22 protein-coding genes are annotated in these 22,224 nt (G+C 65.3%); 10 read left to right on the top strand and 12 right to left on the bottom strand.

Annotation, left to right across the window (positions count from 1 at the left end; translation table 11 throughout):
* Positions 1-41 precede the first annotated feature (41 nt).
* Positions 42-2,825 carry an alanine--tRNA ligase gene (locus tag BVU17_14520; GenBank protein ID AUG48676.1) on the top strand — a complete coding sequence of 928 codons (2,784 nt, stop codon included), beginning with the start codon at positions 42-44 and terminating at the stop codon, positions 2,823-2,825.
* A 348-nt stretch (positions 2,826-3,173) separates the two neighbouring features.
* On the top strand, positions 3,174-3,365 hold the full coding sequence (locus BVU17_14515; GenBank protein AUG48675.1) for a hypothetical protein: 192 nt from the start codon (positions 3,174-3,176) through the stop codon (positions 3,363-3,365).
* 18 nt (positions 3,366-3,383) lie between these two features.
* Here BVU17_14515 and BVU17_14510 read toward each other — a convergent pair whose 3' ends face one another.
* Positions 3,384-5,246 carry a potassium transporter gene (locus BVU17_14510; GenBank protein AUG48674.1) on the bottom strand — a complete coding sequence of 621 codons (1,863 nt, stop codon included), beginning with the start codon at positions 5,244-5,246 and terminating at the stop codon, positions 3,384-3,386.
* A gap of 82 nt (positions 5,247-5,328) precedes the next feature.
* Here BVU17_14510 and BVU17_14505 point away from each other — a divergent pair, with 82 nt between their 5' ends.
* The 5 genes from BVU17_14505 (at position 5,329) to BVU17_14485 (ending at position 8,303) form a co-directional block, all read left to right on the top strand.
* Positions 5,329-6,090 carry an alpha/beta hydrolase gene (locus BVU17_14505; protein ID AUG48673.1) on the top strand — a complete coding sequence of 254 codons (762 nt, stop codon included), beginning with the start codon at positions 5,329-5,331 and terminating at the stop codon, positions 6,088-6,090.
* A gap of 58 nt (positions 6,091-6,148) precedes the next feature.
* Positions 6,149-6,736: an imidazoleglycerol-phosphate dehydratase gene (locus BVU17_14500; protein AUG48672.1), complete on the top strand. Its 588-nt coding sequence runs from the start codon at positions 6,149-6,151 to the stop codon at positions 6,734-6,736.
* A gap of 75 nt (positions 6,737-6,811) precedes the next feature.
* The gene (locus BVU17_14495) at positions 6,812-7,315 is read left to right on the top strand and encodes an amino acid-binding protein (protein AUG48671.1); all 504 of its coding nucleotides are present in this window, start codon (positions 6,812-6,814) and stop codon (positions 7,313-7,315) included.
* Positions 7,315-7,650, top strand: a complete 336-nt coding sequence (locus BVU17_14490; protein ID AUG48670.1) for a (2Fe-2S)-binding protein — start codon at positions 7,315-7,317, stop codon at positions 7,648-7,650. Before BVU17_14495 ends, BVU17_14490 begins: the two co-directional genes overlap by 1 nt.
* A 50-nt stretch (positions 7,651-7,700) precedes the next feature.
* Entirely contained in the window at positions 7,701-8,303 is a 603-nt protein-coding gene (locus tag BVU17_14485) for a hypothetical protein (protein ID AUG48669.1), read from the top strand.
* 6 nt (positions 8,304-8,309) lie between these two features.
* On the opposite strand, the gene BVU17_14480 is transcribed toward BVU17_14485, so the two are convergent.
* The 4 genes from BVU17_14480 to BVU17_14465 form a co-directional block, all read right to left on the bottom strand.
* The gene (locus tag BVU17_14480) at positions 8,310-9,395 is read right to left on the bottom strand and encodes a glycine cleavage system protein T (GenBank protein AUG48668.1); all 1,086 of its coding nucleotides are present in this window, start codon (positions 9,393-9,395) and stop codon (positions 8,310-8,312) included.
* 38 nt (positions 9,396-9,433) lie between these two features.
* The gene (locus tag BVU17_14475; protein ID AUG48924.1) at positions 9,434-10,606 is read right to left on the bottom strand and encodes a PGF-CTERM sorting domain-containing protein; all 1,173 of its coding nucleotides are present in this window, start codon (positions 10,604-10,606) and stop codon (positions 9,434-9,436) included.
* 114 nt (positions 10,607-10,720) lie between these two features.
* Complete coding sequence (locus BVU17_14470) at positions 10,721-11,665, bottom strand: 2-keto-3-deoxygluconate kinase (protein ID AUG48667.1); 945 nt, start codon at positions 11,663-11,665, stop codon at positions 10,721-10,723.
* 80 nt (positions 11,666-11,745) lie between these two features.
* Positions 11,746-13,896: a DNA mismatch repair protein MutL gene (locus BVU17_14465; GenBank protein ID AUG48666.1), complete on the bottom strand. Its 2,151-nt coding sequence runs from the start codon at positions 13,894-13,896 to the stop codon at positions 11,746-11,748.
* A gap of 424 nt (positions 13,897-14,320) precedes the next feature.
* Between BVU17_14465 and BVU17_14460 the strand changes: the two genes are divergently transcribed.
* Positions 14,321-15,577 (top strand): HAD family hydrolase, encoded by a 1,257-nt coding sequence (locus tag BVU17_14460; protein ID AUG48665.1) that lies wholly within the window; start codon positions 14,321-14,323, stop codon positions 15,575-15,577.
* A 9-nt stretch (positions 15,578-15,586) separates the two neighbouring features.
* Here the strand turns inward: BVU17_14460 and BVU17_14455 are convergent, their stop codons facing one another.
* On the bottom strand, positions 15,587-16,444 hold the full coding sequence (locus BVU17_14455) for a hypothetical protein (protein AUG48664.1): 858 nt from the start codon (positions 16,442-16,444) through the stop codon (positions 15,587-15,589).
* A 198-nt stretch (positions 16,445-16,642) separates the two neighbouring features.
* Between BVU17_14455 and BVU17_14450 the strand changes: the two genes are divergently transcribed.
* Together BVU17_14450 and BVU17_14445 are read left to right on the top strand one after the other, a co-directional pair.
* Complete coding sequence (locus tag BVU17_14450; GenBank protein ID AUG48663.1) at positions 16,643-17,149, top strand: hypothetical protein; 507 nt, start codon at positions 16,643-16,645, stop codon at positions 17,147-17,149.
* 49 nt (positions 17,150-17,198) lie between these two features.
* On the top strand, positions 17,199-17,399 hold the full coding sequence (locus tag BVU17_14445; protein ID AUG48662.1) for a hypothetical protein: 201 nt from the start codon (positions 17,199-17,201) through the stop codon (positions 17,397-17,399).
* A gap of 28 nt (positions 17,400-17,427) precedes the next feature.
* On the opposite strand, the gene BVU17_14440 is transcribed toward BVU17_14445, so the two are convergent.
* The 6 genes from BVU17_14440 to BVU17_14415 all read right to left on the bottom strand — a co-directional run bounded on the left by BVU17_14440 (position 17,428) and on the right by BVU17_14415 (position 22,154).
* Positions 17,428-17,877 carry a hypothetical protein gene (locus BVU17_14440; GenBank protein ID AUG48661.1) on the bottom strand — a complete coding sequence of 150 codons (450 nt, stop codon included), beginning with the start codon at positions 17,875-17,877 and terminating at the stop codon, positions 17,428-17,430.
* A gap of 78 nt (positions 17,878-17,955) precedes the next feature.
* A complete protein-coding gene (locus tag BVU17_14435; GenBank protein AUG48660.1) occupies positions 17,956-18,267 on the bottom strand; it encodes a hypothetical protein in 312 nt (103 codons plus the stop codon).
* A gap of 1 nt (position 18,268) precedes the next feature.
* Complete coding sequence (locus tag BVU17_14430; protein ID AUG48659.1) at positions 18,269-18,640, bottom strand: transcriptional regulator; 372 nt, start codon at positions 18,638-18,640, stop codon at positions 18,269-18,271.
* Between the two features lie 363 nt (positions 18,641-19,003).
* Positions 19,004-20,188, bottom strand: a complete 1,185-nt coding sequence (locus BVU17_14425; GenBank protein ID AUG48658.1) for a hypothetical protein — start codon at positions 20,186-20,188, stop codon at positions 19,004-19,006.
* 107 nt (positions 20,189-20,295) lie between these two features.
* Complete coding sequence (locus tag BVU17_14420) at positions 20,296-21,126, bottom strand: ABC transporter permease (protein ID AUG48657.1); 831 nt, start codon at positions 21,124-21,126, stop codon at positions 20,296-20,298.
* On the bottom strand, positions 21,123-22,154 hold the full coding sequence (locus BVU17_14415; GenBank protein AUG48656.1) for an ABC transporter ATP-binding protein: 1,032 nt from the start codon (positions 22,152-22,154) through the stop codon (positions 21,123-21,125). Before BVU17_14415 ends, BVU17_14420 begins: the two co-directional genes overlap by 4 nt.
* Between the last annotated feature and the right edge of the window lie 70 nt (positions 22,155-22,224).

The following is a 22,224-nucleotide window of genomic DNA, read 5'->3' as shown; positions in this document are numbered from 1 at the left end:
TTCGGAACAGTTTTAGGCGAACGTGGGCCAACTGAACACCAATGAGCGACCTCGACGAGGCCTACCAACTCGACTACTTCGAAGAGGAAGGCTTCCACAGACAGGAGTGTGTCTCCTGTGGCGACATGTTCTGGTCCCGTGTCCAGCGCGAGACCTGCGGCGAACCGCCGTGTGCGGAGTACGACTTCATCGACAACCCCGGCTTCGACGAGTCCCACTCTTTGACGGAGATGCGCGAGGCGTTCCTCTCCTTTTTCGAGGAACGCGACCACGAGCGCATCGACCCGTACCCGGTGGCGGCGAACCGCTGGCGCGACGACGTGCTTCTCACGCAGGCGTCGATTTACGACTTCCAGCCGCTCGTGACCTCGGGGACGACGCCGCCGCCGGCGAACCCGCTGTGCATCAGCCAGCCCTGCATCCGGATGCAGGACATCGACAACGTCGGCAAGACCGGTCGCCACACGATGGCCTTCGAGATGATGGCCCACCACGCGTTCAACGCGCGCGAGGACATCGAAGACCCCGAGCAGTACGCCTACGAGGGCGAGGTGTACTGGAAAGACGAGACGGTCCGGTACTGCGACGAACTGTTCGAGGAGATGGGGGCGAATCTGGACGAAATCGTCTATATCGAGGACCCGTGGGTCGGCGGCGGCAACGCCGGTCCGGCCATCGAGGTCATCTACCGCGGGGCCGAACTCGCCACGCTCGTCTTCATGTCCATGGAGCAGGACCCAGAGGGCGAGTACGAGATGAAAGACGGCAACCGGTACTCGCCGATGGACACCTACATCGTCGACACCGGCTACGGGCTCGAACGCTGGACCTGGATGAGCCAGGGAACACCGACGGTGTACGAGGCCGTCTATCCCGACATGATCGCCTTCCTCAAGGACAACGCCGGCATCGAACTCACCGACGAGGAGGAGCAGGTCGTCCACGAGGCCGCGAAGCTCGCGGGCCGGATGGACATTGACGAGGCCGAGGACATCGAGGCCGAACGAGACACCATCGCCGCCGAGGTCGGTGTCGACGTCGAGGAGATGCGGGCCCTGATGGAACCGCTCGAAGACATCTATGCAATCGCCGACCACTGCCGGACGCTCGCGTACATGCTCGGCGACGGTATCGTCCCGTCGAACGTCGGGACGGGCTATCTGGCCCGGATGGTGCTGCGCCGGACGAAGCGACTGGCCGACGGTGTCGGCGTCGACGCGCCGCTGGACGAACTCGTCGATATGCAGGCCGAGCGCCTCGACTACGAGAACCGCGACACCATCCGCGACATCGTCCGCTCCGAGGTCGAGAAGTACCGCGAGACCCTGGACCGCGGCGGCCGGCGCGTCCGCCAGCTAGCCGACGAGTACGCCGAAAAGAGCGAGCCCATCCCGACCGCGGAGCTGGTCGAACTGTACGACTCCCACGGGATTCAGCCGGACATGGTCGAGGAGATCGCCGCCGAGAAAGGCGTCTCAGTCGACGTACCCGACGACTTCTACGCGGTCGTCGCCCAGCGCCACGGCGGCGGCGACACCGCCACAGAGGAGTCACAGACGCCCTACGAGGACCGGCTCGAAGAGCTCCCCGAGACCGACCGGCTCTACTACGAAGACCAGCAGCGGACCGAGTTCGAGGCCGTCGTGCTTGAGGTGTTCGACCGCGACGACGACACCTACGACGTGGTGCTCGACCAGACGATGTTCTACCCGGAAGGTGGCGGCCAACCGCCGGATGAAGGGACGCTGTCGACCGACGACGTCTCCGCCGAGGTGACCGACGTCCAGCAGTACGGCGACGTCATCGTCCACACCTGCGACGACGACCCCGGCAAGGGTGAGTTCGTCCGCGGGCAGGTCGACGCTACCCGTCGCCAGCGCCTGATGCAACACCACACAGCGACCCACATTGTCATCCACAGCGCCCGGCAGGTACTCGGCGAACACGTCAGACAGGCCGGTGCTCAGAAGGGTACTGACTCCGCTCGCATCGACATCCGCCACTACGAGTCGGTGAGTCGCGAGGAGGTCAAAGAGATCGAGCGGCTCGCAAACGATATCGTGCAGGATAACATCGCCGTCAAACAGGAGTGGCCCGACCGCAACGAGGCCGAGGAGCGCCACGGCTTCGACCTCTACCAGGGCGGCATCCCGGCCGGCGAGCAGATTCGGCTCATCACTGTCGGCGACGACGTGCAGGCCTGTGGCGGTACCCACGTCGCCCGCACCGGCGACATCGGAGCCGTCAAGCTCCTGAACACCGAGCGGATTCAGGACGGGGTCATCCGGCTGACCTTCGCGGCGGGCAACGCCGCTATCGAGGCCACCCAGCGCACCGAGGACGCGCTCACCGAGGCCGCCGACGTGCTGGACGTCGCGCCCGATGCCGTTCCGGAGACCGCCGAGCGGTTCTTCGACGAGTGGAAGGCTCGCGGGAAAGAGATCGAACAGCTCAAAGAGCAACTCGCCGAGGCCCGCGCCAGCGGCGGCGGCGACAGCGAGGAAGTCGACGTAGGCGAGGCGACCGCCGTCGTTCAGCGGATCGACGCCGACATGGACGAACTCCGAGCGCAGGCCAACGCCGTTGTCGAGCAAGGCAACATCGCGGTGCTTGGCTCGGGCCTCGACGGCGCGCAGTTCGTCGTCTCAGTACCTGATGGCATCGATGTCGACGCCGGTGAGGTCGTCGGCGAACTCGCTGGCCGCGTCGGTGGCGGCGGTGGCGGTCCGCCGGACTTCGCACAGGGTGGCGGTCCCGACGCCGACGCGCTGGACGACGCGCTGGACGACGCGGCGGACATCCTCCGAACTGCCGCGAACGCCTGAACCACTCTCGTTTTTCTCGGTACCGGTTTTGTCGCCCGCGCCGTTCTTCGGACAGCTGTCCGATTGCGGACCGACGTTCTGCCCGAACGATTCGGATACACGCGATAGATACAATTACATTTAGTTGTATTAGGAATATCTGGGTGAATTTCCAAAAGTATTTTTAGTAATTGCCCATCTATAGCAGATATGGGCGGAAAACGTGATATCGAACATATTCACTCTCACACCGAATACGCTCGGTCCCAACGAACGTGTCGACGGTGCGGGACTGCTGTCCTCGCTGCTAACGGCAGCGCCCCCGATGAACTGTGTGACAACTGCAGTGATCCCCACACTCCCTGACTCATGAGTGCTACCACGACGCCCCCGTCGGACACTGACCTGAATGAAGCCCCGGAGTTCGAACTGGATTGCCTGTACGACGACCCCGAGAACCCCTCGGAGCTGACGATCTTCCCCTCGGACCGTCAGCAGACCGTGACGGAGTGGGTCACCGCGGACCGAACAGCGGCCGTCTCGCTCGATGAACTGCGCTGAGCGGGACGCGCCCCACGGCTATCCGCGCTGACACAGTCTTCTGGCGTCCTGCATCGCCTCGTTGGTCTCACAAACGAGCGTCAGGTGATCACCGCTTGCGAGGCGGAAATCGCTGTCTGGGACTCTGTCTGTTCCGTTACGGCTCACCATTGCGACCAGACAGCCGTCCGGGAGCCGCTCCGCAGTTTCTTCGACCGTCCGGTCGACCAGCGAGTCGTTGCTGAGTTCGACTTCCAGCACGTCCCCCGTTCGTCCGGAGTCCGACAGCCAGTGAGCGAGGGACGGTCGTTCGACCGCGTCGTCGATGGCGTCGGCGACGGCAAAGCCCGCGGAGATGGTCTCGACGTCGAGGTCCTCGAAGGCCTCGACGTTGTCCGGCTGGTTCGCTCTGGCGACCACGGTGTCGACGTCGAACCGTGTCGTCGCTAGCTGTGCCACGAGCAGGTTCACGTCGTCGTCTGCAGTCGCAGCGACGACGACGGACGCCCGGTTCGCCCCTGCGTCTTCGAGGACGGTCGCGTTCGTCGCGTCCCCGTGCACGACGCGGTGGCCGTCGGCTCGGGTCCGTTCGACCGTGTCCTCGTCGCTGTCGATAAGGACGACCTCCTCACCGCGTGACTCGTAGCGGACTGCCAGTTCCCGACCGACACGCCCGCTCCCGACGATGAGTGTTTGCATGGGGAGGATGTCAAGTGCTTGCGCGAAGTGACGGGCCAGCCCGCCTTGAAACATGACGGTCGCGAAAATAACGAGGAAGACAGTCCCAACGAGGACCGTCGCGGCAGCCGGGTTTTCGGGCCGTAGTTCGATGGCAAACAGCGTGGCGACACTGGCTGGAACGATACCGCGCGGCCCCATCGCGCCGACGAACAGCCGCTCGCGAACGGTCAGCCGGCCGCCCAGCGTCGACAGAAAGACGCCGAGCGGACGGACGAGCGTAGCGACGACGATAACGACGATCAGCCCGCCAACACCGAGCGTCCGCAGGTCGCCGAGTGAGAGCTGCGCCGCCAGCACGATGAACACGAACGAGAGGACAAACAGCGTAATCCCGCCCTTGAACTCGGCAATCTCCTCTTCGTGGGGGATGTCGGCATTCCCGAGCACAATCCCGGCAACGGCGGCGGCCGCGATACCGGCCTCAGAGAGCCACATACTTCCCAGCGCGTACGCCAGCAGCGCCGCGGTCAGAACCACGACCCGGGCGTTCTGGAGGGCATTGCCCGCGGACAGGTGCCACCGCTGGAGCAGCAGTGTGATGCCGCCGCCGACGGCGATGCCGACGACGTGGCCGACGGCCAGCCGGGCGACGAACGCCTCGACGACGACCAGCGGCGAGGACTGGCTCGCAATGACGAACTCGAACGTCGCCACCGCGAGGATGGCGGCGGTCACATCGTTGATGATGCCTTCGGTCTCTAAGGCCGCAGCGACCCGGTCCCTGACAGGGACCACTTGCATAACCGGCGTGATGACCGTCGGCCCGGTGGCGATAAGCAGGCTCCCGACGAGGACGGCGACCGGCCACGTCGTCCCGAACACGAGCCTGACGGCCATAGCTGTTCCGACGAGCGAGACGAATGCGCCGACTGTCACGAGCCCAAGCGCCTCTCTGGACGCTTCGCGGACGCGCTCGACAGTGAGGTGGAACGCCCCTTCGAAGACGATGATACCGACGCTGAGACCGACGATAGCCTGTAGTCCAGTCTGTCCGAATATCGCGGGGTCGACAAGGTCGAGCGCCTGCGGGCCGACGAGAACGCCGGCGACCAGCAGGAACGCGACGCTCGGAATCTGGAGCCAGTCGGCGACCAGCTGTGCGGCGACGCCGAGACTCACGACCAACACGACGGCGCCAATAAGTGATGCTGCTCCGGACACGGGGTTGGCGGGCGTTCGATAGCCAGCAGTATAGACCTATTCACCGAAAGAGACACACTGCCGGCGCGGGAATCGACGGCCAATGCCGACCGCACACAACCGCGATGTGGCTCTCTATTATGAAGCCGACGGCGACGGCCCGACCGTCGTGTTCATTAACGACGTGGGGTACGGGGCGTGGCTCTGGGGCTGGCACTACGACGCCGTCGCCGGCCCCTACGAGACGGTGGTGTGGGACCTGCGGGGTACCGGCCGGTCGGACGCGCCGGCAGGGCCGTACGACGTGGCGACGTTGGCGGCCGACCTCGAAGCCGTCCTGGCCGACCACGGCGTCGGGACCGTCCACCTCGTGGGGGCCGGTCTCGGCGGGATGGTCGCGCTCGAATACGCCCACCGGTACAACCGCGCCCGCTCGCTGACGCTGTACTGTACGGCCGGGTCAGGTGACGCCGTCGACCGGGACGCACTCGACGCGCTCGCGCTCGACGCTCCGTCGTCGCTCGACAGGGCGTTCTCGCCGGCGTTCCGCGAGCACGATCCGGACCTGATGGACCGGATTGCGGACTGGCGCGCTGAAGAGGACGCCACCGGCGCGGCCCGCGATGCGCAGACGGCGGCGATGACGGGCTTCGACGCGCCGCCGCTGTACGAGATTACCCAGCCAGCCGAGGTCTACTACGGTCTGGACGACCCTGTGGTGTCGCCGGAGGCCGCGGAGTCGCTGGCGGCCGACCTGCCCCGCGGGACCGGCGAGGCCGTCGAGGGTCGCCACTGCTGTTTTGTCGAGCATGCCCCGGCAGTGACCGACCGACTGCTGGCGCTACTGGACGAGCAGACAGAGTAGCTACTTGACCGGGCGGCCGGACGCAATCCACAAATACACGGCCTGATACGTGCTAAGTATGACTGACCGGACGGCAGCCGTCACGCGGACCACGGCCGAGACTGACATCGAGGTCACGCTTGACGTCGACGGCGACGGCGACAGCACTATCGACACCGGCATCGGCTTCTTCGACCACATGCTCGATTCGTTCTCGACGCACGGGCTGTTCGACCTGACCGTGCAGTGTGACGGCGACCTGGATATCGACGACCACCACACCGTCGAAGACGTCGCCATCACGCTCGGCGAGGCGTTCACCGAGGCGCTGGACGACAAGCGCGGCATCCGCCGCTTCGCCGACCGCAAAGTCCCGCTGGACGAGGCCGTCGCCAGCGTCGTCGTCGACATCTCCGGCCGACCGTACTTCGAGTTCGACGGCGAATTCTCACAGGACGCCGTCGGCGGGATGACGAGCCACATGGCCAAGCACTTCTGTCGCTCGCTGTCGATGAACGCCGGGCTGACGCTACACTGTGGCGTCTGGGGCGAGAACGCCCACCACGAGGTTGAGGCGCTGTTCAAGGGGCTGGCACGGGCGCTGGATGACGCGACTCGCATCGACGAGCGCCGGTCCGACGTGGCGAGTACGAAAGGCGAACTGTAGTCGACGGCGGTGCGAAGCCGTCGCTGTTTCGACTGCTGGCGGCACCGATTAGTGGCCCCGCGTCCACCACTCCGTATGTTCGACGAGATTATGCAGAAATTCGAAGACTCTCCGGGCCAGCAGGATGTCATCCGTTTGCTGCTTGAACGGGGGTTCTCCGTCAACGAGGACGGCCGCGTCGTCTCGGGCGGCATCGAAATCCCGAACACGGGTATCGCCCGCGAGGCCGGCGTTGACCGCCGAGTGGTCAACGCCACGACGGACGCGATTCTCGACGACGACGACCTGCGGCGCATCTTCCGCAACATCTCATCCGTGCCGAGCCTGCTGGACCTCGCCCCGGTCCTCGACCTGCATGCAGTGACTGTTACTGTTCGCGCCGCCGACGAGTCCGGAATCGTGTCGACAGTCACGTCGGCCATCGCCGACCGCGGCATCTCTATCCGGCAGGTTCTCAGCGAAGACCCCGAGTTCACTGACGAGCCGAAACTGTACGTCATCACCGACGAGGAACTGCCCGGTGACCTCATCAACGAAATCCGTCGTCTGGCGTTCGTCCGGACCATCGAACTGGCCTAATGCCCGCGACGCTCACCGTCGAGACGCCCGCGGGCGAGACCCACGAACTCACCGCCGAACCCGGCGCGGTCCTCCGGGACGTACTCCTCGAAGCTGACCTCTCGCCACACGGCCGCTACGCGACGCGGCTCAACTGCGGCGGCCGTGGCATCTGTGCCACCTGCGGCGTCCGGCTCGCCGAACCGCCCGACCCCGACCACTGGCACGACGACCTCGCCGACCGCTTTGGCTACCCTCGGCTCTCCTGTCAGTTACAGGTTCAGGACGGGATGCGAGTCAAACTGCTCGAGAAGCGGGTCTGGGGGTCGCGACAGTCCGGCGACGGCACGGACTGAGACGCCGTCCAACGGCAAACGCTATTCCGCCGCCCGGCGTATTCCAGTCCGTGACGGACAGCTATCGGACCGTTCCGGACCGCGGCGAGGCGCGCTTCGAGGTGCGGGGCTCGGAGTTCATCGGCCACGTCGCGCCGGCGGCGACCGTTGAAGCCGCCGAGGCGTTCGTCGACGCCGTCGGCGAGGAGTACGCCGACGCGACCCACAACGTCCCCGCCTACCGCGTCCGGTCCGACCCTTTCCGGGAGTATGCGAGCGACGACGGCGAGCCGAGCGGCAGCGCCGGCGACCCCGCGCTGAACGTCCTCCAGCAACGCGAGGTCGAGAACGTCGTCGCCGTCGTCACTCGCTACTACGGCGGGACGAACCTCGGCGTCGGCGGGTTAGCCAGTGCCTACTCCAGGGCGGTGAAAGAGGGCGTCGACGACGCCGGCGTCGTCGAGGAAGTGCCCCACGAGCGGTTCACCGTGACCGTCGCCTACGACGATTCGGGCAGCGTCCGGAGCCTGCTCGAATCGGCGGGCGTCGAGTTCGAGGCAGACTACGAGGCCGAAGTCGTCTTCGAGGTCCGCGTGCCCACCGCCGACGGGAGCGCCCTGCGGGACCGGATTCGGAGCGCGACCAGCGGGCGGGCCGTAATCGAGCGCGAGTGACGCCCGCTACTCGTAGGCCGGGAGCCGCGCCGACTCTGCCGACCCGTCGATGAAGGGCAGGTCGACCTGCTGTGCGCCGACCGGGTCGCCGTCGACGCGGACCGTCAGGGACGCCTCGGGCCGGTCCCAGCTAAGATTCGCCAGTGCAATCGGGGCTTCCCGCATCGGGCTCTGCGCGGCGCGGGTCACGTCGCCGACGTGCTCGTCGCCGGCGAACACCGCCGCACCGGGTTCGGGGACGGCCTCGACGGCGAGACCGACCAGCCGCTGGGTCGGGTGGCCGCGGTTCTCGACCCGCGAGACGACCTCCTGGCCGACGTAACACCCCTTCTCGAAGTCCAAGGCGTTCCGGAGACCGAGGTCGTTGGGGAGCGCGCCCGCGATTTCGCTGTCGAACAGCGGCGTCCCCGCCTCCAGTGTGAGCGTCTCCCACGTCCGGTAGCCGAAGGGGACGGCGTTGAGCCCGCGGTTGACCAGCGTGTCGAAGACGGGTTCGGCGTCGTCGGCGCTACAGACCACGTCGTAGCTCTCCTCGCCGGCGAGGTTGTCCGTCCGGATGACGGAGACGCCGGCGTCGCCGAGTTCGCCCCGCTCGAAGGTCAGTACGCCCTCGGGCGTCCCGGTCTGGTGGAGGACGCTGGCGATTTTCTCGGTCGCTTTCGGCCCGTGGACGCCGAAGACGGCGAAGTCGTCGGTCGCCACCTCGAACTCGACGTCCTGGATGAAGGTCTTGTCCGCCCACTCCGCGGCCAGGTCTTGGGCTTCCTGTGGCGGCGTGAACACGAGCAGTCGCTCGCCGGCGTTGTACACGTACATATCCGTGTCGACGCGGCCGTCGGGGTCGAGCAAGAGCGCGTAACAGCCCGCGCCGTCCTCGTCGGGCACGCGGTTCGAGACGGCGTTGTCGACGTAGTCGACGCGGTCCTCGCCGGTGACGACGATGACGCCGTAGCCGTACTCTATCGCTCCAACGACGTTCCGAACCGCGCGGTGGGTCCGCTCCGGTCGCCCGTAGTTGTCGACGACGCGCCGGCCACCGACCTCCCTGAACGTCGCTCCGTGGGCCTCGTGAACGGACTCGAGAACAGTCATTGCACGGGTATGCGGCCTTCGCGGGGAAAAACGTCCCGTTAGCGTCGCCGGCGAGCTAGGACGGCCACCGCGACCAGCGCGGCAATCGTCACAGCGACGGTAAAACCCGGGCCGCTGCCGTCTGTCGTTTCGGTCGCCGTCCGGGCTGGCGTTGTGGCCGCCCCGCCCGTCGTCGCCTCCTCGTCCGGCCTGAACGCAGTCACGTTCGTTGTCGTGGTGAGGTCTCCGGCTGTCGCGGTGAACGTGACGTTCCCGGCTGTGGGGACCGTCGCCGTTACTTCGCCGTCCGCATCAGTCTCTCCGACTTCAGTTCCGTTCCGAGACACGGTCACGTTCGCCACTGGGTCGTCGTACTCGTTGGTGACCGTGAACCGGACGTTCGCGTCGACGATGACCTGCCTGTTGTCCGGTGTGAGCGTAATCTCCGGGGTGCGTCGGATCTCCACGTCGACCGACGTTTCGTCTTCAGCCACCCTGACGCGTCTCTCGACCGTCTCGTAGCCCTCCTTCGTCACTGTGAGGGCATAGCGGTCGTTGACCGGCACGCTGACCGACGCCGTCCCGTCGGAGAGCGTCGGCACGGTGCCGTCGAACCCGTTGTCCGATTCGACCTGAACGGTCGCGTCCCGGATCGGTCTGGAGTCGTTGAAATGGTCGTCGACGACCTCGGCTTGCAGCAGGACCGACCCCTCGCTAATCCGGACCGTCGCCGTCGTCTCGCCGGAGACGGACACGGTCGTCAGGTTGCGGTAGAACCCCGGCTTGGTGACGATGACGCTGTATTCGCCTTCCTCGACGGGCTGTGTCGTGATGGTCCCGTCGCTGCCCGCGTTCCTGTCGACCACGTAGTTCCCGTCCCGATACAGTCGGATGCGTGCGGTCTCGGCCGGCTGGCCGTCCGCCGTCACCGCGCTGACTGTGGCTGTCGCTGCCTCCGAGACCATTATCTCGACGGACTCCGCCTCGGCATCTTCGACGACGTAGGGGACGTTTCTGACGTACTCGCCGTCATCTATCTGGAGCATGACGTCCGCCCCCTCGGGGACATCGATAAGTGCCTGCCCGTTTGCCCGCGTCGTCTCGTTAGACGGGCCGCCCGCGCCGCCGTCCCACGTCGCCGAGATGTCGATACCACTGAGCGGGTCGCCGTCCCCGTCGACGACGGTGACGGTGAGGGTCACCTGTGACTGTCCGGCAGCTGTTCCCGCCACCACACCGGCCCCTACCAGCAGTGCCAGCAATACAGCTGGTAACACGGTACGGTGACAGCGCATACCTGATTAATAAATGGGTGGACGTAAATCAGTACTGCCGGTAGGGACTCCCTACGGCCGTCTCGACTGCTGTGAATCGACGACCCGCTCAACTTCGGACGGCTCAAGCGGCGTCAACGGCCCGGACATTGTTCGAGAGAGTGCTGCCGCCGCGACGCCGTGGAGCAGCGCTTCGTCCGTGTCAGCACCGGCGGCCAGTTGCCGGAGCGTCGCGCCAATAAAGGCCTCGTGTTGCCCCGATTCGTCGACGGCGGTCGTCTCGATAGCGTCTTGCTCGTGGACGACGCCGTCGTGGTAGGCGACCGCGCCGTACTCGCTCCGCGTGAGCACCACGCGGGTGAGGTCGTACTCCGTCGCGAGCGTGTGGACGATTTCCCGGGGGCCCCCCGTCGTGTCGAACACCGCGGCGACCTGCTCCTCGGCGGCGAAGAGGGTGTCGACGGCCGGCAGCAGGTCCGCGAGCGCGGCCCGCGCGTCCTCGGCGTCCCACAGCCCGGGGTGGAAATCGAGGTCCAGCGCCCGCATCCCCGCGGCCGCCCTGAGCAACGCCCCTGTCGTGTCGGCAGCTGTGTCCGACAGTGAGAGGGTTGCGCCCGAAGTGAACACTACGTCTGCGTTCTGTATCTCGCCCATCGGCAACTCGCCGGGTGTCAACGTCGCCATCGCGGTGTCGCCGCGGTCCTGTAGCAGCCGCTCAGCACGGGGCGGGTCGGCGTCCTCGTGGAAGGTAAGTCCCTGCCGGCCGGCCGCCGGGTCGGCCCAGACGACCTCGGTCTCCAGTCCGAACTCCTGCAATTCGGCGACGACGCGCCGGCCCAGCGGCGTATCGGGGACCTTCGAGAGCCACCGCGCGTCGGCTCCAAGTCGGCCGGCCGTCGCCGCAACCCCGCTTGCTGTCCCGTCGACCCGAATCGACGCCTCGCGGGCCGTTTCGAACCGCTGTCCGTCTGGGGGTGCAAATCTGAGAGCAGTCTCGCCGAACGTTACGAGTGACATACCGCGTGCATCGGGAGACGAAGGTTTAGTTTAATCGGCTGTATCGACTGCTGTGTCGGTGGTCAGACCGGAGTCCTTCGCTATCGCCGCCGACCGCCGTGACCGGGGTAATCACGCTCGAACCGGTCTTCGAGTTCTTGCCGGTCGATGTGGATGACCGTCGGTCGTCCGTGGGGACACGCGTAGGGGTTCTCACAGTCGTCCAGCGCGGCGAGTAGCTCCCTGACGGACCCCTCAGTCAGCGACGTGTTCCCGGTCACAGAGGGGTAACACGCCAGGTCGCCGAGCAGTTCGTCTGCCGCAGCCTCGACCGTCGCCGCCGCTTCGTCGTCGCCGGCGACGAACGCGCCCAGTACATCCCTGACGATGTCCGGGCCGGCCGCGTCGGCGATGACGCCTGGGAGGGTTCGGACCTCGACGGTCCGCTCGCCTGTCCGCGCCGTGTGAAAGCCCAGGCTCGCCAGCGCGTCGCTGCGCCGGTCGAACACCTCGGCCTCGCGGGCGGTCAGTTCCAGTTCCACCGGTTCCGCGAGCGCCTGCGTCGTCGTCTCGCCCTCGAACCTGGCCTTGAGCCGTTCGTAGTTGACTCGCTCGTCCGCCGCGTGCTGGTCGACCAGTACGAGGCCGTCGTCCGTCTCCGCGACGACGTAGGTGTCGGCTAACTGCCCGAGAATCCGCATCGAAGGCAGCGATTCGTGGGTCGCCTCTGGGTCGTCGCCGAGGCGTGCCTGCTCCTGTCCGCCGGTGAACTTCCGGTCGCCGCGCTCTGTCTCCGTCCGGCCCGCTGTGGACGCTTCCCGGCGCGCATCGGGGCTATCTCCACTCGAAACGCTACCCTCTGCCTGCCGATTCTCGAAGTTGCCTGACGTATCGTCTTTCGTCTCGGCTGTGGAGGGGCGTTTCGTGTCGACTGACTGCTCTGCTGCGGTCGTGTCGCCGGACTGATGAGCCGCTGTCTCCGTCTGGGCTCCGTCAGACCGCTCTGTGGGTTCAGCAGCCGATTGTCCTGTCGTATCAGCACTGCTCTCCGCTGTTGTGCTGTCCGTCCGCGCTGATGGTGCTGTTTCGTCCGCGGTGTCCCGGCCGTCCGGACGCGACAGCTGGCGCTCGCCACTGCTCGCTCCCTCCGATTCCGGCGTTATCTCTGTCTGCTCTGGTGCTGACCGGCCACGCGGCGCTGTCGAGCGCAGCAGCCCTTCTCGTAACAGCGCGTCCTCGACGGCGGTCCGGACCTGCTCCCGGACGCCCTCGTCGTCGGCGAATCTGACCTCCATTTTCCGGGGGTGGACGTTCACGTCCACGTCGCCCGCGGGCACGTCCAGGAAGAGGACGGCGAAGGGGTAGCGGTCCGGCGCGATCTGGGTCCCGTAGGCGTCGACGACGGCGTCCCGGACCGTCCCGGCGCGGACGTACCGGCCGTTGACGTACGTCGAGAGGTACTCGCGGCCCGCGCGGTTCGTCTCGGGGTGGGAGACGAGGCCGTGCACGCCGTCGAGTGGCCCGTCAGGGAAACTCTCCGCCTCGTCGCCACCCCCGTTTGCTCCCGAACCCGCACCGACCGAAATCATCGACTCGGCCACCTCCCGGCCGTAGACAGACATGACGGTCTCGCGCAGGTCGCCCTGGCCGGTCGTCGAGAACGTCTCCCGGTCGCCGTGGGTCAGCGACACGGCCACGTCCGGGTTCGCCAGCGCGTAACTGGCGACGACGGTGTTGACGTGGGCGAACTCCGTCGACTCCTGTTTGAGGTACTTCCGGCGGGCCGGGACGTTGTAGAAGAGGTCCGCGACCTCGATGGTCGTCCCCTCGGGACAGCCCGCGGGGCCGACCGACGTGACCTCGCCGCCCTCCAGCACCAACTCCGTCCCCACGTCGCCCCCGCGGGGCCGGGTCCGAATCGTCAGCCGCGAGACCGCCCCGATTGCGTGCAGGGCCTCGCCGCGGAAGCCGAGCGTGCCGACGCCGCCCTCCAGGTCTGCGATGTCGCGGATCTTCGAGGTGGTGTGTTTCTCGACGGCTGTCTCGACAGCCTCGCGGTCCATCCCGACGCCGTCGTCCGTGACGCGAATCCCGTCGGTTCCGCCGGCCTCGACGACGACATCGACCCGGTTCGCGTCGGCGTCGATGGCGTTCTCGACTAGCTCCTTGACGACGGAGGCCGGTCGCTCGACCACCTCGCCGGCCGCGATGCGTTCGACGGTCCGGTCGTCGAGTCGCTGGATATCGGTCATACGTGCCCCCGCATGTGACTGCTACCGGCTAACGAGCGAAGCGACTTGATACTGTCTGCCTTCGCCGCGCCTATCAGTCCGATCATGAAAATAGTTAACACAAACCAGTCCTGACCGTCGGATGGTGACGACCCATGTGCCACCACAGAGAACGCTCTTGGACCGAAGCGACGGCGGACGACGAGGCAACTGACGAGGACGAGGAGGAACTCCCGTCCTTCCTCAACGAGGAGGCGCCCGAAACCGAGGTGCTGACCGACGGCGGCGACGAGGCGTAGCAGGGGTTCCCCTCGGCAGCGGTGTTGGCAAACCAGCCCTTCTTTGCCGTGTCCCGCAAACACGCAATTCCGTCATGTGTGGGTATCGCAAACCCGATAGCTAAAGTACGCTCGCCGTCAGTCGCCACTATCCTGTGGATCTCGACATGGAACAATACGACCAACTATACCGTCTCTACAAGAGCGTAGACACGACAACGCTGCGCGGCTATCAGGAGTTCGTCGACCTGTTTCCCCCGCTCAGTTCGACCGTCGCGCTGGAACAGTGGGAGACCGCCAGTGACCGCCTCGACGACCTCAAGGCCGACATCACCGAGGAGTTCCCCGGAACCGGCGAGACCTACGCGGAAATCGCGGCCCGGCTGACCCGCGACGAGGCCTTCACCGCCTTGGACCTCTACTCGAAGTACGGCCGGTCGGCGAACGTGCTCGTACTGGATGTCGACGAGACGCTCCGCTCGGCCGGCGACACCGACAACGAAATCCCTCGCGACACGCTGTACCTCCTGACGCAGTTCCACGAGGCGGGCGTCCCCATCGTCGTCTGCACCGGCCAGACCCTCGAAAACGTCAAGGGATTCATGATACAGGGCCTTGGTAACGACCTCGTCTCCTCCGGACAGATGAGCATCGTCTACGAGTCCGGCAACGGCGTGTTCACGCCCAAACACGGCGCGGACACGAAGCGACTCCTGTATGAACGCCTCGACGGCGCGGTCGTGGACGTGTTCGAGTCGGTCCGCCGCCGTGTCCTCTCTGAGGCCCCCGAGGCCGTCGGCAAGCGCTGCCACCTCCAGGGCAACGAGTTCAACGTCACGCTAAAGCCCAACGCCGAGGTCGGCAGCGACAACGCCGTGGAAATCATCGACGAGTCCCTGCGGTACCTCTGTGGACTGGTCGGCGACGCTATCGCGGGGCAGGTCGATGCTGACGTGTCGGACCCGGCAGCGTACGCACGGGCCTACTTCAGCCGCGACCCGGAGATTCACGATGTCTTGGAGGCGGGCGACCTGTCGACCGATGCCGACATCGACGACGCGCCTGCGGCGTTCCGCGACATCCTCGAACGCGTCGACCTCGGCTATTACGAGGGCGACGCGGCCGAACTCGTGAGCCTCGAACTGGACAAGTCCGCCGGCGTTGAGGAAGCCTTCGACGTGCTCGGCATTGATGACCCGTTCGCGCTCGTGATGGGCGACAGCAAGAGCGACTTGCGGGTGATGCGCTGGATCGACGAAAGCGACGCCGGTATCGCCGCTGCCCCCGCCCATTCCTCGCCCGACGTACTCGATCACGTCAGTTCGCGCGACGACCTGGTGTACGAGGCCGGCGACGCCAGCACGGTCCTGCGAACTGTCTACGGCATCAGCCTGATCGAGCAACTGGACGAGCAGGGCGAGTGAGCCCGCTCCCTACGTATTGACCACACTGTCGCCGTTGCGGTGCTGCTCGGGCCACTCGCCGGCAGCGGGGCACTGCGGGTCGATGTCAGCGACGAACCGCATCGTCGTGATATTGAGTACGAGCCCCAGAAACCCGCCGCCTACGATTCCGATGAGCAGGCCGACCGCAGGGATGTTGACGACAACAGCGGTCGCCACCGCTGAGACGAGCAAAACGAGTCCCAGATAGCCGACTGTGTAGGCGAAGTACGCCCCACCGTTGACAGCCAGTTGGTACGAGCCTCTGGCTGCTGCCACAAACCCAGTCCGGCGCAGGACAATCAGATACGGCGTGGCCCAGAACAGATACCCGGCAGCTATGAATGCTGGAATCAGAAGAAGCACAGCGCCGACTATCGCGCCCCCCTCACCGAGGCTCCCGAAGCCAAACAGCCCCAGTGCCAGTGGAACGAGAACAACATACGGGAGGGCAGTTATCACCAGAAACGGGACAAAGTATGCTAGCACGCTCATCGCGAAGCCCTCATGTCGACCGAGGAGTTCTGCCGCGATAGTTCCGAAGTAACCCGCACTCAGACCGGCACGTAGTAATAGCACTCCCGGTACGACCACCATCGCAAACGGAGCCGACAGAGGGAGGCCAACATTTGCCGTGACACCGCTGCCAGGTAAACTCACGAACTGCCAGACAGTCACGACGGACGCGGGGACGCCGAACTTAATGCCGATGTGGATTCCGTCGTAGGTGAGTATCTGTCGGATACTGTCCGCCTGCGTGACCGCCAGCAGCATTGGAACCAGTGCCAGCGGCAGTTGTTCGCGCGCCCGCTGCCACCCGTCGGCCAGCCGAACGGTGAATGACGGCATCAGTCGTGGTCCCTCGCTGATTCCGTCTGAGCGGGTGCCACGCCGTCTGGCGTCTGCGGGACCGTCGGTTCGAGGCGTCGCTGTGGAGCGTTCGTCCGGGTACTGGAGGGCATCGGCTCGGATATCCGTACACGCAACAATATGCGTTCTGGTGAGACTGCACCCAACTGTTAGGCGTCCGCCGACCGAACTGCCGCCATGAGTCTTGATACCGTGTTCGGACAGGTGCCGGACCCGCAGTCGTACTCGTTCCCGGACTACTCGCTCCCGCAGGGCGACCCCGTCAAACCGGTCGCACTGACCGCCGGCGAACTGACTGCGCTGCTTGACCTGTACGACGCGTTCAGTACCGTGGACCCGACGGGCATGGACTCGAACCCGTTCCTGCGGGCGACCAGCGAGTTCCTCCAGCAGACACTCGGTGCGCCGCTCACCCGACCGGATGAGCAGCTGCACGACGATATCGCGGCCTTGCTCAACGACTTTTCGGGAGACTTGGGCGAGCGATCAATGGGTGTTGTGGACGCGACACCGGCTCACCACCGGACGCTGTACTTCTTCTTGACCAGTTGCAAGGCATACCATACGGCCCCGCATCTGCGGTTCGACCCCGACCCGAGCGCCGTCGAGACGCTGTATGCAGTGTACGAACGCGTCACTGAGCAGGCGTTCTACCTCAAGCGGCCGAAAAGCGTTCTGGAGTGAGAGCCCGTGGTCCGGACCGTTTATCGGGCAGCGAAATAAATTGCCGCCAATGACAGCCGATCAGCCCGAAATCCCGGTCGTGTGCGAGGAGTGCGGGACACGGACATCGGTCGCGTTCGAGGACGTTGAGGACGCCGTCGCCCGCCACAACGAACAGCTCCACGACGGTGAGCCAGTCGCCGAAGTCGACCCCGACGTACTGGAGGAACTCGCCGACCGACTCGCGAAGGACATCGGCCTGCTGGAGTAGCCACTCGACCAGTGTCACTCGTATCGTATCACTCCCCCAGCGGGAGCCGCTCGTAGGCCTCGCGGTCAGCGCCGGCAGCGAGCGTGCGCGGTCGCAGTCGACAGACGTTCTTCACGGTACGCGGACCAAGCACGCGGGGCGAGACGAACCGCGGTCGCTCCGGCTCAGTTCCGGGACCGTCGCCCAGCGCGAGTACTGCGCCGTTGAGGTCGACGAGCGGGATGCACGCCAAGTCGCCGTTCATCGATTCGAACTGGACGTGGGTTGTATCGCCGGGCATCGCCGCCGCCTCCAGCAGGTCGAACACGGCGACGCCGGTGTACCTCCGTTCGATCCGGTCGCCGGAGGCACACTCGAACGCGACCGGCCCGCGGACGACATCGAACGGGAGCTGTGCGGGCGCCACGTCCCAGGGGACCAGTAGTGGGTCGGTCCCGTCGATTCGGACCGTCGGCCGTTCCTCCGACGTTTGCCCCATAGGTACAACTTCTGACCGGACGGACTTGAGATGTTCGTCGTTAGACCGCGCGGTCCACCGGGCAGACCACTCGGAGCCTCACTCCCGAGAGTGAAGCGAGTACGCGATAAAGAGCACGCCAACGAACTGGAAGGCGCGAGTGACGAGCGTCAGCGGTTGCTGGAACTGGCTGGGAAGCAGGCCCTGGCGAAGGAGGACTGAGCCGACAAACGCGACGACGAAGGCCACCGCCGTGAGGCAGAACAGCCCGACAGAGAGGTACTGCATCGCGCGACTGTTGTGCCGTCGATACCCGCGGTAGGCCTGGTAGCCAACGTACCCACCCAGTACTGTCGAGCCAAACGCAAGGGCGGTGATGAGCCAGTTCATCAGTGTCTCGATGGCAACCATGTCAGAGATTCTCCCACATTTTTGTGAATCGGTCCGCGGTGTCCTGTTCGTCCTGTCCCGGGAACGCCGGGGGTTCGGTCCGCTCGATTTCGGTTTCGAAATCACCGTCAGCAAGCGCCAGCGAGAACTCCGAGAGCGTGGCAGCGAAGACGCTGTAGTCGTTGCCGCCCGTCTCTATCTGGGTCTGTTCCTCGATGAGGCCGTACTCCTGAAGCCACTCGACCCGTCTGTACACGGTCGGTTGTGACATCTCACACTGGTCGGCGAGCTGTTTCGCGGACATAGGCTTGACACTCGTTGCTGCGAGGATGTCCCGGGCATACTCGTCACTGAGCAGGTCGAGGATGTCGCCCACGGCCGGGTCCTCACTCACGTACTGGACCAACGCCCCGTCCCTGAATAAAAGGTCCCGTCAGTTTCCGAGTCAGAAGTCAGCCACATTAGAGAAGGGCGCAGTGTCAGCGGAGACCGGCGCGATCAGGGCAGTTCCTTCGGGCGAAGGTGGGGCGAGGGAGGGGACCAGTTCACGGGCGGCGTGGCCCACATTCCTCCCCAGGGTGGCACCCCGGGGAACCCTAGGCAGTGTGGTGGACAGACAGCGGCTATCGCCGGAGGGCGGTGGTGGCACGGTGTTGTTAGGGCCGCTGCACTTGTAGTGAGGAGTGGTTCCATAATATAACGTGCAGTCGAACTTCTGACCCAGAAAACGGCGGCTTGATATGCCAGCGTGGGTGTTTCACATGCTACCGGGACAGCCGATTGACTGGCCGACCGTGACGAGTCGGTCCGCAGGCACTCCTTCACCACGAATCGTGTACCGGTAGCGCTCACAGTTCCACGACACCGATGTTGTCAGCCCATAGCTGATCTGTACCGGTTGCCCGTCGATTGTCACTCCCTCGCTGGCGTTCTCTCCGACAACCAGCCGGTCGTACTTGGCAACAGTGATCAGACTGGTTCGGTTCGCGTAGCGGAGGCCGACGCTGTGGATTCGTCCCTGCGTCTGGGTCGCGTAGGTCAGTTCGTACCCCGGCGGAATGTCGGGTTTTGGAACCCGGACCTCGGTGTCGGCTTCGAGCGCACCGATCGACTCGTAGGTCTGTTGGTCCGGTGTCTCTGGGACGGTGACAGTCGTGTTGTCCGGGAAGTCAGGGGTAAACACGTCCGCTGACACACCGGTGTCGTAGGTGACGTTCGTATGCGTCGTCGTCACGACTGTTCGCTCACTGTCGGCTGTCCATGCGGTGCGTTTTTTCACCGGGAAGAACCGCTCTGTGTCTACCCAGATCGTCTGTTCGTAGGCCGCTGTGTCGTCTTTCGGTGCCACGTGGATGACGTACGCCTCACGCCCGTCAATCGATTCAATACCGCGGTAGCCGACCATCATCGAGCCGGCGGACACGCTCGGCCGCTGCTCGCCGCGGGGCACAACGGGCAACGGCTCAACTGACTGTGGCTCGCTTGTCGCGTTGGCTGCCGTGGACGTATTGAGACTCGCAACCAGGCGCTGCAGCCGTTCACCCCGGTCTGACTCTGTCCTGCTGAGAGAGATTCGCGTGGCGCTCGCGCGGCGCTGGTCGTACAGCCACAGCGCCGATCCGTTCGACACCCGGAGATCGTATCGGTCGACAGTGCTGCTGATGACTGCCAGCCGTTTCTTCTGTGTCCCTGGCTGGAGTACGGCGTCGTAGGTCGTCCGACTCGCGACCGTTCCGTTCCGGCTGATAGTGGTTGTCTGTGTCGAATTGACGCCGTCTATCGCCTCGTAGCGTTGTTGCACGTCCGCGCTGATCTGAGGTTGATCGGCGGTCCCGGTACTCGCGAATGCGAGCGACCAGACCGCAACCGCAAGCACACCAATGACGACCACCGTCGCGATGGTGAGCACCAGTCGTTCCGAGGTGAGGTGTCGAGTGACCATTTGTGGGGTACAGGGCGGGGACTGCCTGACGCTGTGCGGTCAGTCCGAGTGACAGCGTTACGTATCACATTACCGGCATCATAAGTAAAAGCATCTGTCTACCTCGGTCAGTAGTCGCCGAGCACGCCGAGCCGTCTGGCTCGCCGGGTCGTGTACTGGAACACGACGTACCCGAACAGGACGTAGCCGACCGGGACACCGATGAGGAGACCCAGGTCGACGGGGGAAAACTGCCAGAGTCGGGTCCCGTCGACCATCGCTCGCTGCAGGAGCGCACTCCCGTGAGCCAGCGGCAGAATTCGCGTCCAGCCGAGTTCGAACACGGGCGCGGAGATGAGGATGATGAACCCGAACTGGAGCAGATTGAGCCAGTTCCCGATGCGTTTGTACAGTACCGCGACGCCGCCGGCCGCGAAGCCCAGCCCCAGCACCGAGGCGATAGTCAGCGACGCGACCACGACGACGGTGAGGACGTTCAACTGGAGCGACGTTCCGGTAATCGCAAGCATCACTGCAAGCACCACTGTCGAGGTGATGAACGTCCGGACAACTTTCGCGACCCCCTTGCAGAACGCGACCGGCGCGAAGCCAAACGGCGTCATGACGTGCCGTTCGAGGGTGCCCCACTGGGCTTCGCTGCCGATATCGTTCGAAATCGACTGGTAGGCCCCGACCGAAAGCGACCACAGGAAGTAGCCGACGATGATTCCCTCGATGGAGTCTGTTATCGCCTGCCCGGCGAGCATCCGACCGCCGTAAAACAGCAGGCCGAAGAAAAACACCGAGATGACGACCCCGCCGACGGCGTTGGCCGGATAGCGGACGAAGATGAGGTACTCGCGGTACAGCACCGCCCGTGCGAGATCGAGATAGCCCGCCTGCATGCCGGCACGGGCATCCTCACTGCCGTCCGTGTGCGTGTCGGCGCTCGCGGTCATCGGCCCGGCCCCTTCCGTTCCTGCCCGGTAATCTCGACGAACACGTCCTCAAGGTCTGGTTCGACTGTGCCGACGCCAGTCAGCGTCACGCTGTGGTCCCGGCACAGGGCCAGCAAGCGGTAGAACCCGTCGCTGTCGGTCGCCACCTCGACTCGCCGCCCCCGCTCGACGTTCGTCACGTCGACCACCTCGAAGCGCTCCCGAATCGTCGCAAGCAGGGCATCGGTGATGTCCGGACTGGTGACGGCGAAGGCGTTCGCGGTGAACTGGTCGAGCACAGCCGCCACGCTGTCGTCTGCGATGATCTCCCCGTCGTTCATGATGATAACCCGGTCACAGACGTCCTCGATGACGTCCATGTCGTGGCTGCTGACGACCGCTGTGAGGTCGCGCTCGTCGACGATGCGGCGCAGTTCCCGCCGCAACGTCAGCGAGCTTTCGACGTCCAGCCCAAGCGTCGGCTCGTCGAGAAACACCAGTTCGGACTCGCTGGCAAGTACACTCGCCAGCGACACCTTCTGTTTCATCCCGCGGGAGAGGTCTCGGACCGGTTCGTCGGCCTTCTCCAGGAGGTCGAGTTTCGCCAGCAGGCGCTCGTGTCGGTCGGCAACAGCAGCCGGCTTGACACCCTTGATGGTCGAGAAATAGCGCAGGTTCTCACGGACAGTCAGCCGCCAGTAGTCGTTTCGCGCCCCTTCGAGCATCCCGTCGACGTGACGGTACGCTGCCCGCGGGTGCTCGCTCATGTCGATACCTTGCACCCGGACACTCCCGGAATCAGGCAACACCAGCCCGAGAATCGATTTTATCGTCGTCGTCTTGCCCGCCCCGTTGGGTCCCAGCAGGCCGACGACCGTGCCCTGCTCGATGCGAAACGACACGTCGTCGACGGCCGTCACCGCGTCCGAACCGCTGCCGAACTGCTTCGACAGCCCCTCGACGGCGAGTGCAGGCGTCGCTCCGTCTCTCGACGCAGCCGACTGCTCGGCGGTCCGCGGACCCTGCCGAGCAGGGCGCTGGGATGACATGACCAGTACTGAGGGCTTCAGAACCAAAAGGCCAGTCACGTCTCGCGGTAGGTCTGTCGTCGTCGCTGTC

It is taken from the genome of Haloarcula taiwanensis, from assembly GCA_002844335.1.
GTDB classification, from domain to species: Archaea; Halobacteriota; Halobacteria; order Halobacteriales; family Haloarculaceae; genus Haloarcula; species Haloarcula taiwanensis.
This window is presented reverse-complemented; position numbering and strand designations above follow the sequence as displayed.

What these genes read in the sequence shown, in the direction of transcription:
- BVU17_14520 (AUG48676.1), top strand. Translation starts at nt 42, where the DNA reads ATGAGCGACCTCGACGAGGCCTACCAACTCGACTACTTCGAAGAGGAA.
- BVU17_14515 (AUG48675.1), top strand. Translation starts at nt 3,174, where the DNA reads ATGAGTGCTACCACGACGCCCCCGTCGGACACTGACCTGAATGAAGCC.
- BVU17_14505 (AUG48673.1), top strand. Translation starts at nt 5,329, where the DNA reads ATGCCGACCGCACACAACCGCGATGTGGCTCTCTATTATGAAGCCGAC.
- BVU17_14500 (AUG48672.1), top strand. Translation starts at nt 6,149, where the DNA reads ATGACTGACCGGACGGCAGCCGTCACGCGGACCACGGCCGAGACTGAC.
- BVU17_14495 (AUG48671.1), top strand. Translation starts at nt 6,812, where the DNA reads ATGTTCGACGAGATTATGCAGAAATTCGAAGACTCTCCGGGCCAGCAG.
- BVU17_14490 (AUG48670.1), top strand. Translation starts at nt 7,315, where the DNA reads ATGCCCGCGACGCTCACCGTCGAGACGCCCGCGGGCGAGACCCACGAA.
- BVU17_14480 (AUG48668.1), bottom strand. Translation starts at nt 9,395, where the DNA reads ATGACTGTTCTCGAGTCCGTTCACGAGGCCCACGGAGCGACGTTCAGG.
- BVU17_14470 (AUG48667.1), bottom strand. Translation starts at nt 11,665, where the DNA reads ATGTCACTCGTAACGTTCGGCGAGACTGCTCTCAGATTTGCACCCCCA.
- BVU17_14465 (AUG48666.1), bottom strand. Translation starts at nt 13,896, where the DNA reads ATGACCGATATCCAGCGACTCGACGACCGGACCGTCGAACGCATCGCG.
- BVU17_14460 (AUG48665.1), top strand. Translation starts at nt 14,321, where the DNA reads ATGGAACAATACGACCAACTATACCGTCTCTACAAGAGCGTAGACACG.
- BVU17_14455 (AUG48664.1), bottom strand. Translation starts at nt 16,444, where the DNA reads ATGCCGTCATTCACCGTTCGGCTGGCCGACGGGTGGCAGCGGGCGCGC.
- BVU17_14450 (AUG48663.1), top strand. Translation starts at nt 16,643, where the DNA reads ATGAGTCTTGATACCGTGTTCGGACAGGTGCCGGACCCGCAGTCGTAC.
- BVU17_14445 (AUG48662.1), top strand. Translation starts at nt 17,199, where the DNA reads ATGACAGCCGATCAGCCCGAAATCCCGGTCGTGTGCGAGGAGTGCGGG.
- BVU17_14440 (AUG48661.1), bottom strand. Translation starts at nt 17,877, where the DNA reads ATGGGGCAAACGTCGGAGGAACGGCCGACGGTCCGAATCGACGGGACC.
- BVU17_14435 (AUG48660.1), bottom strand. Translation starts at nt 18,267, where the DNA reads ATGGTTGCCATCGAGACACTGATGAACTGGCTCATCACCGCCCTTGCG.
- BVU17_14425 (AUG48658.1), bottom strand. Translation starts at nt 20,188, where the DNA reads ATGGTCACTCGACACCTCACCTCGGAACGACTGGTGCTCACCATCGCG.
- BVU17_14420 (AUG48657.1), bottom strand. Translation starts at nt 21,126, where the DNA reads ATGACCGCGAGCGCCGACACGCACACGGACGGCAGTGAGGATGCCCGT.
- BVU17_14415 (AUG48656.1), bottom strand. Translation starts at nt 22,154, where the DNA reads ATGTCATCCCAGCGCCCTGCTCGGCAGGGTCCGCGGACCGCCGAGCAG.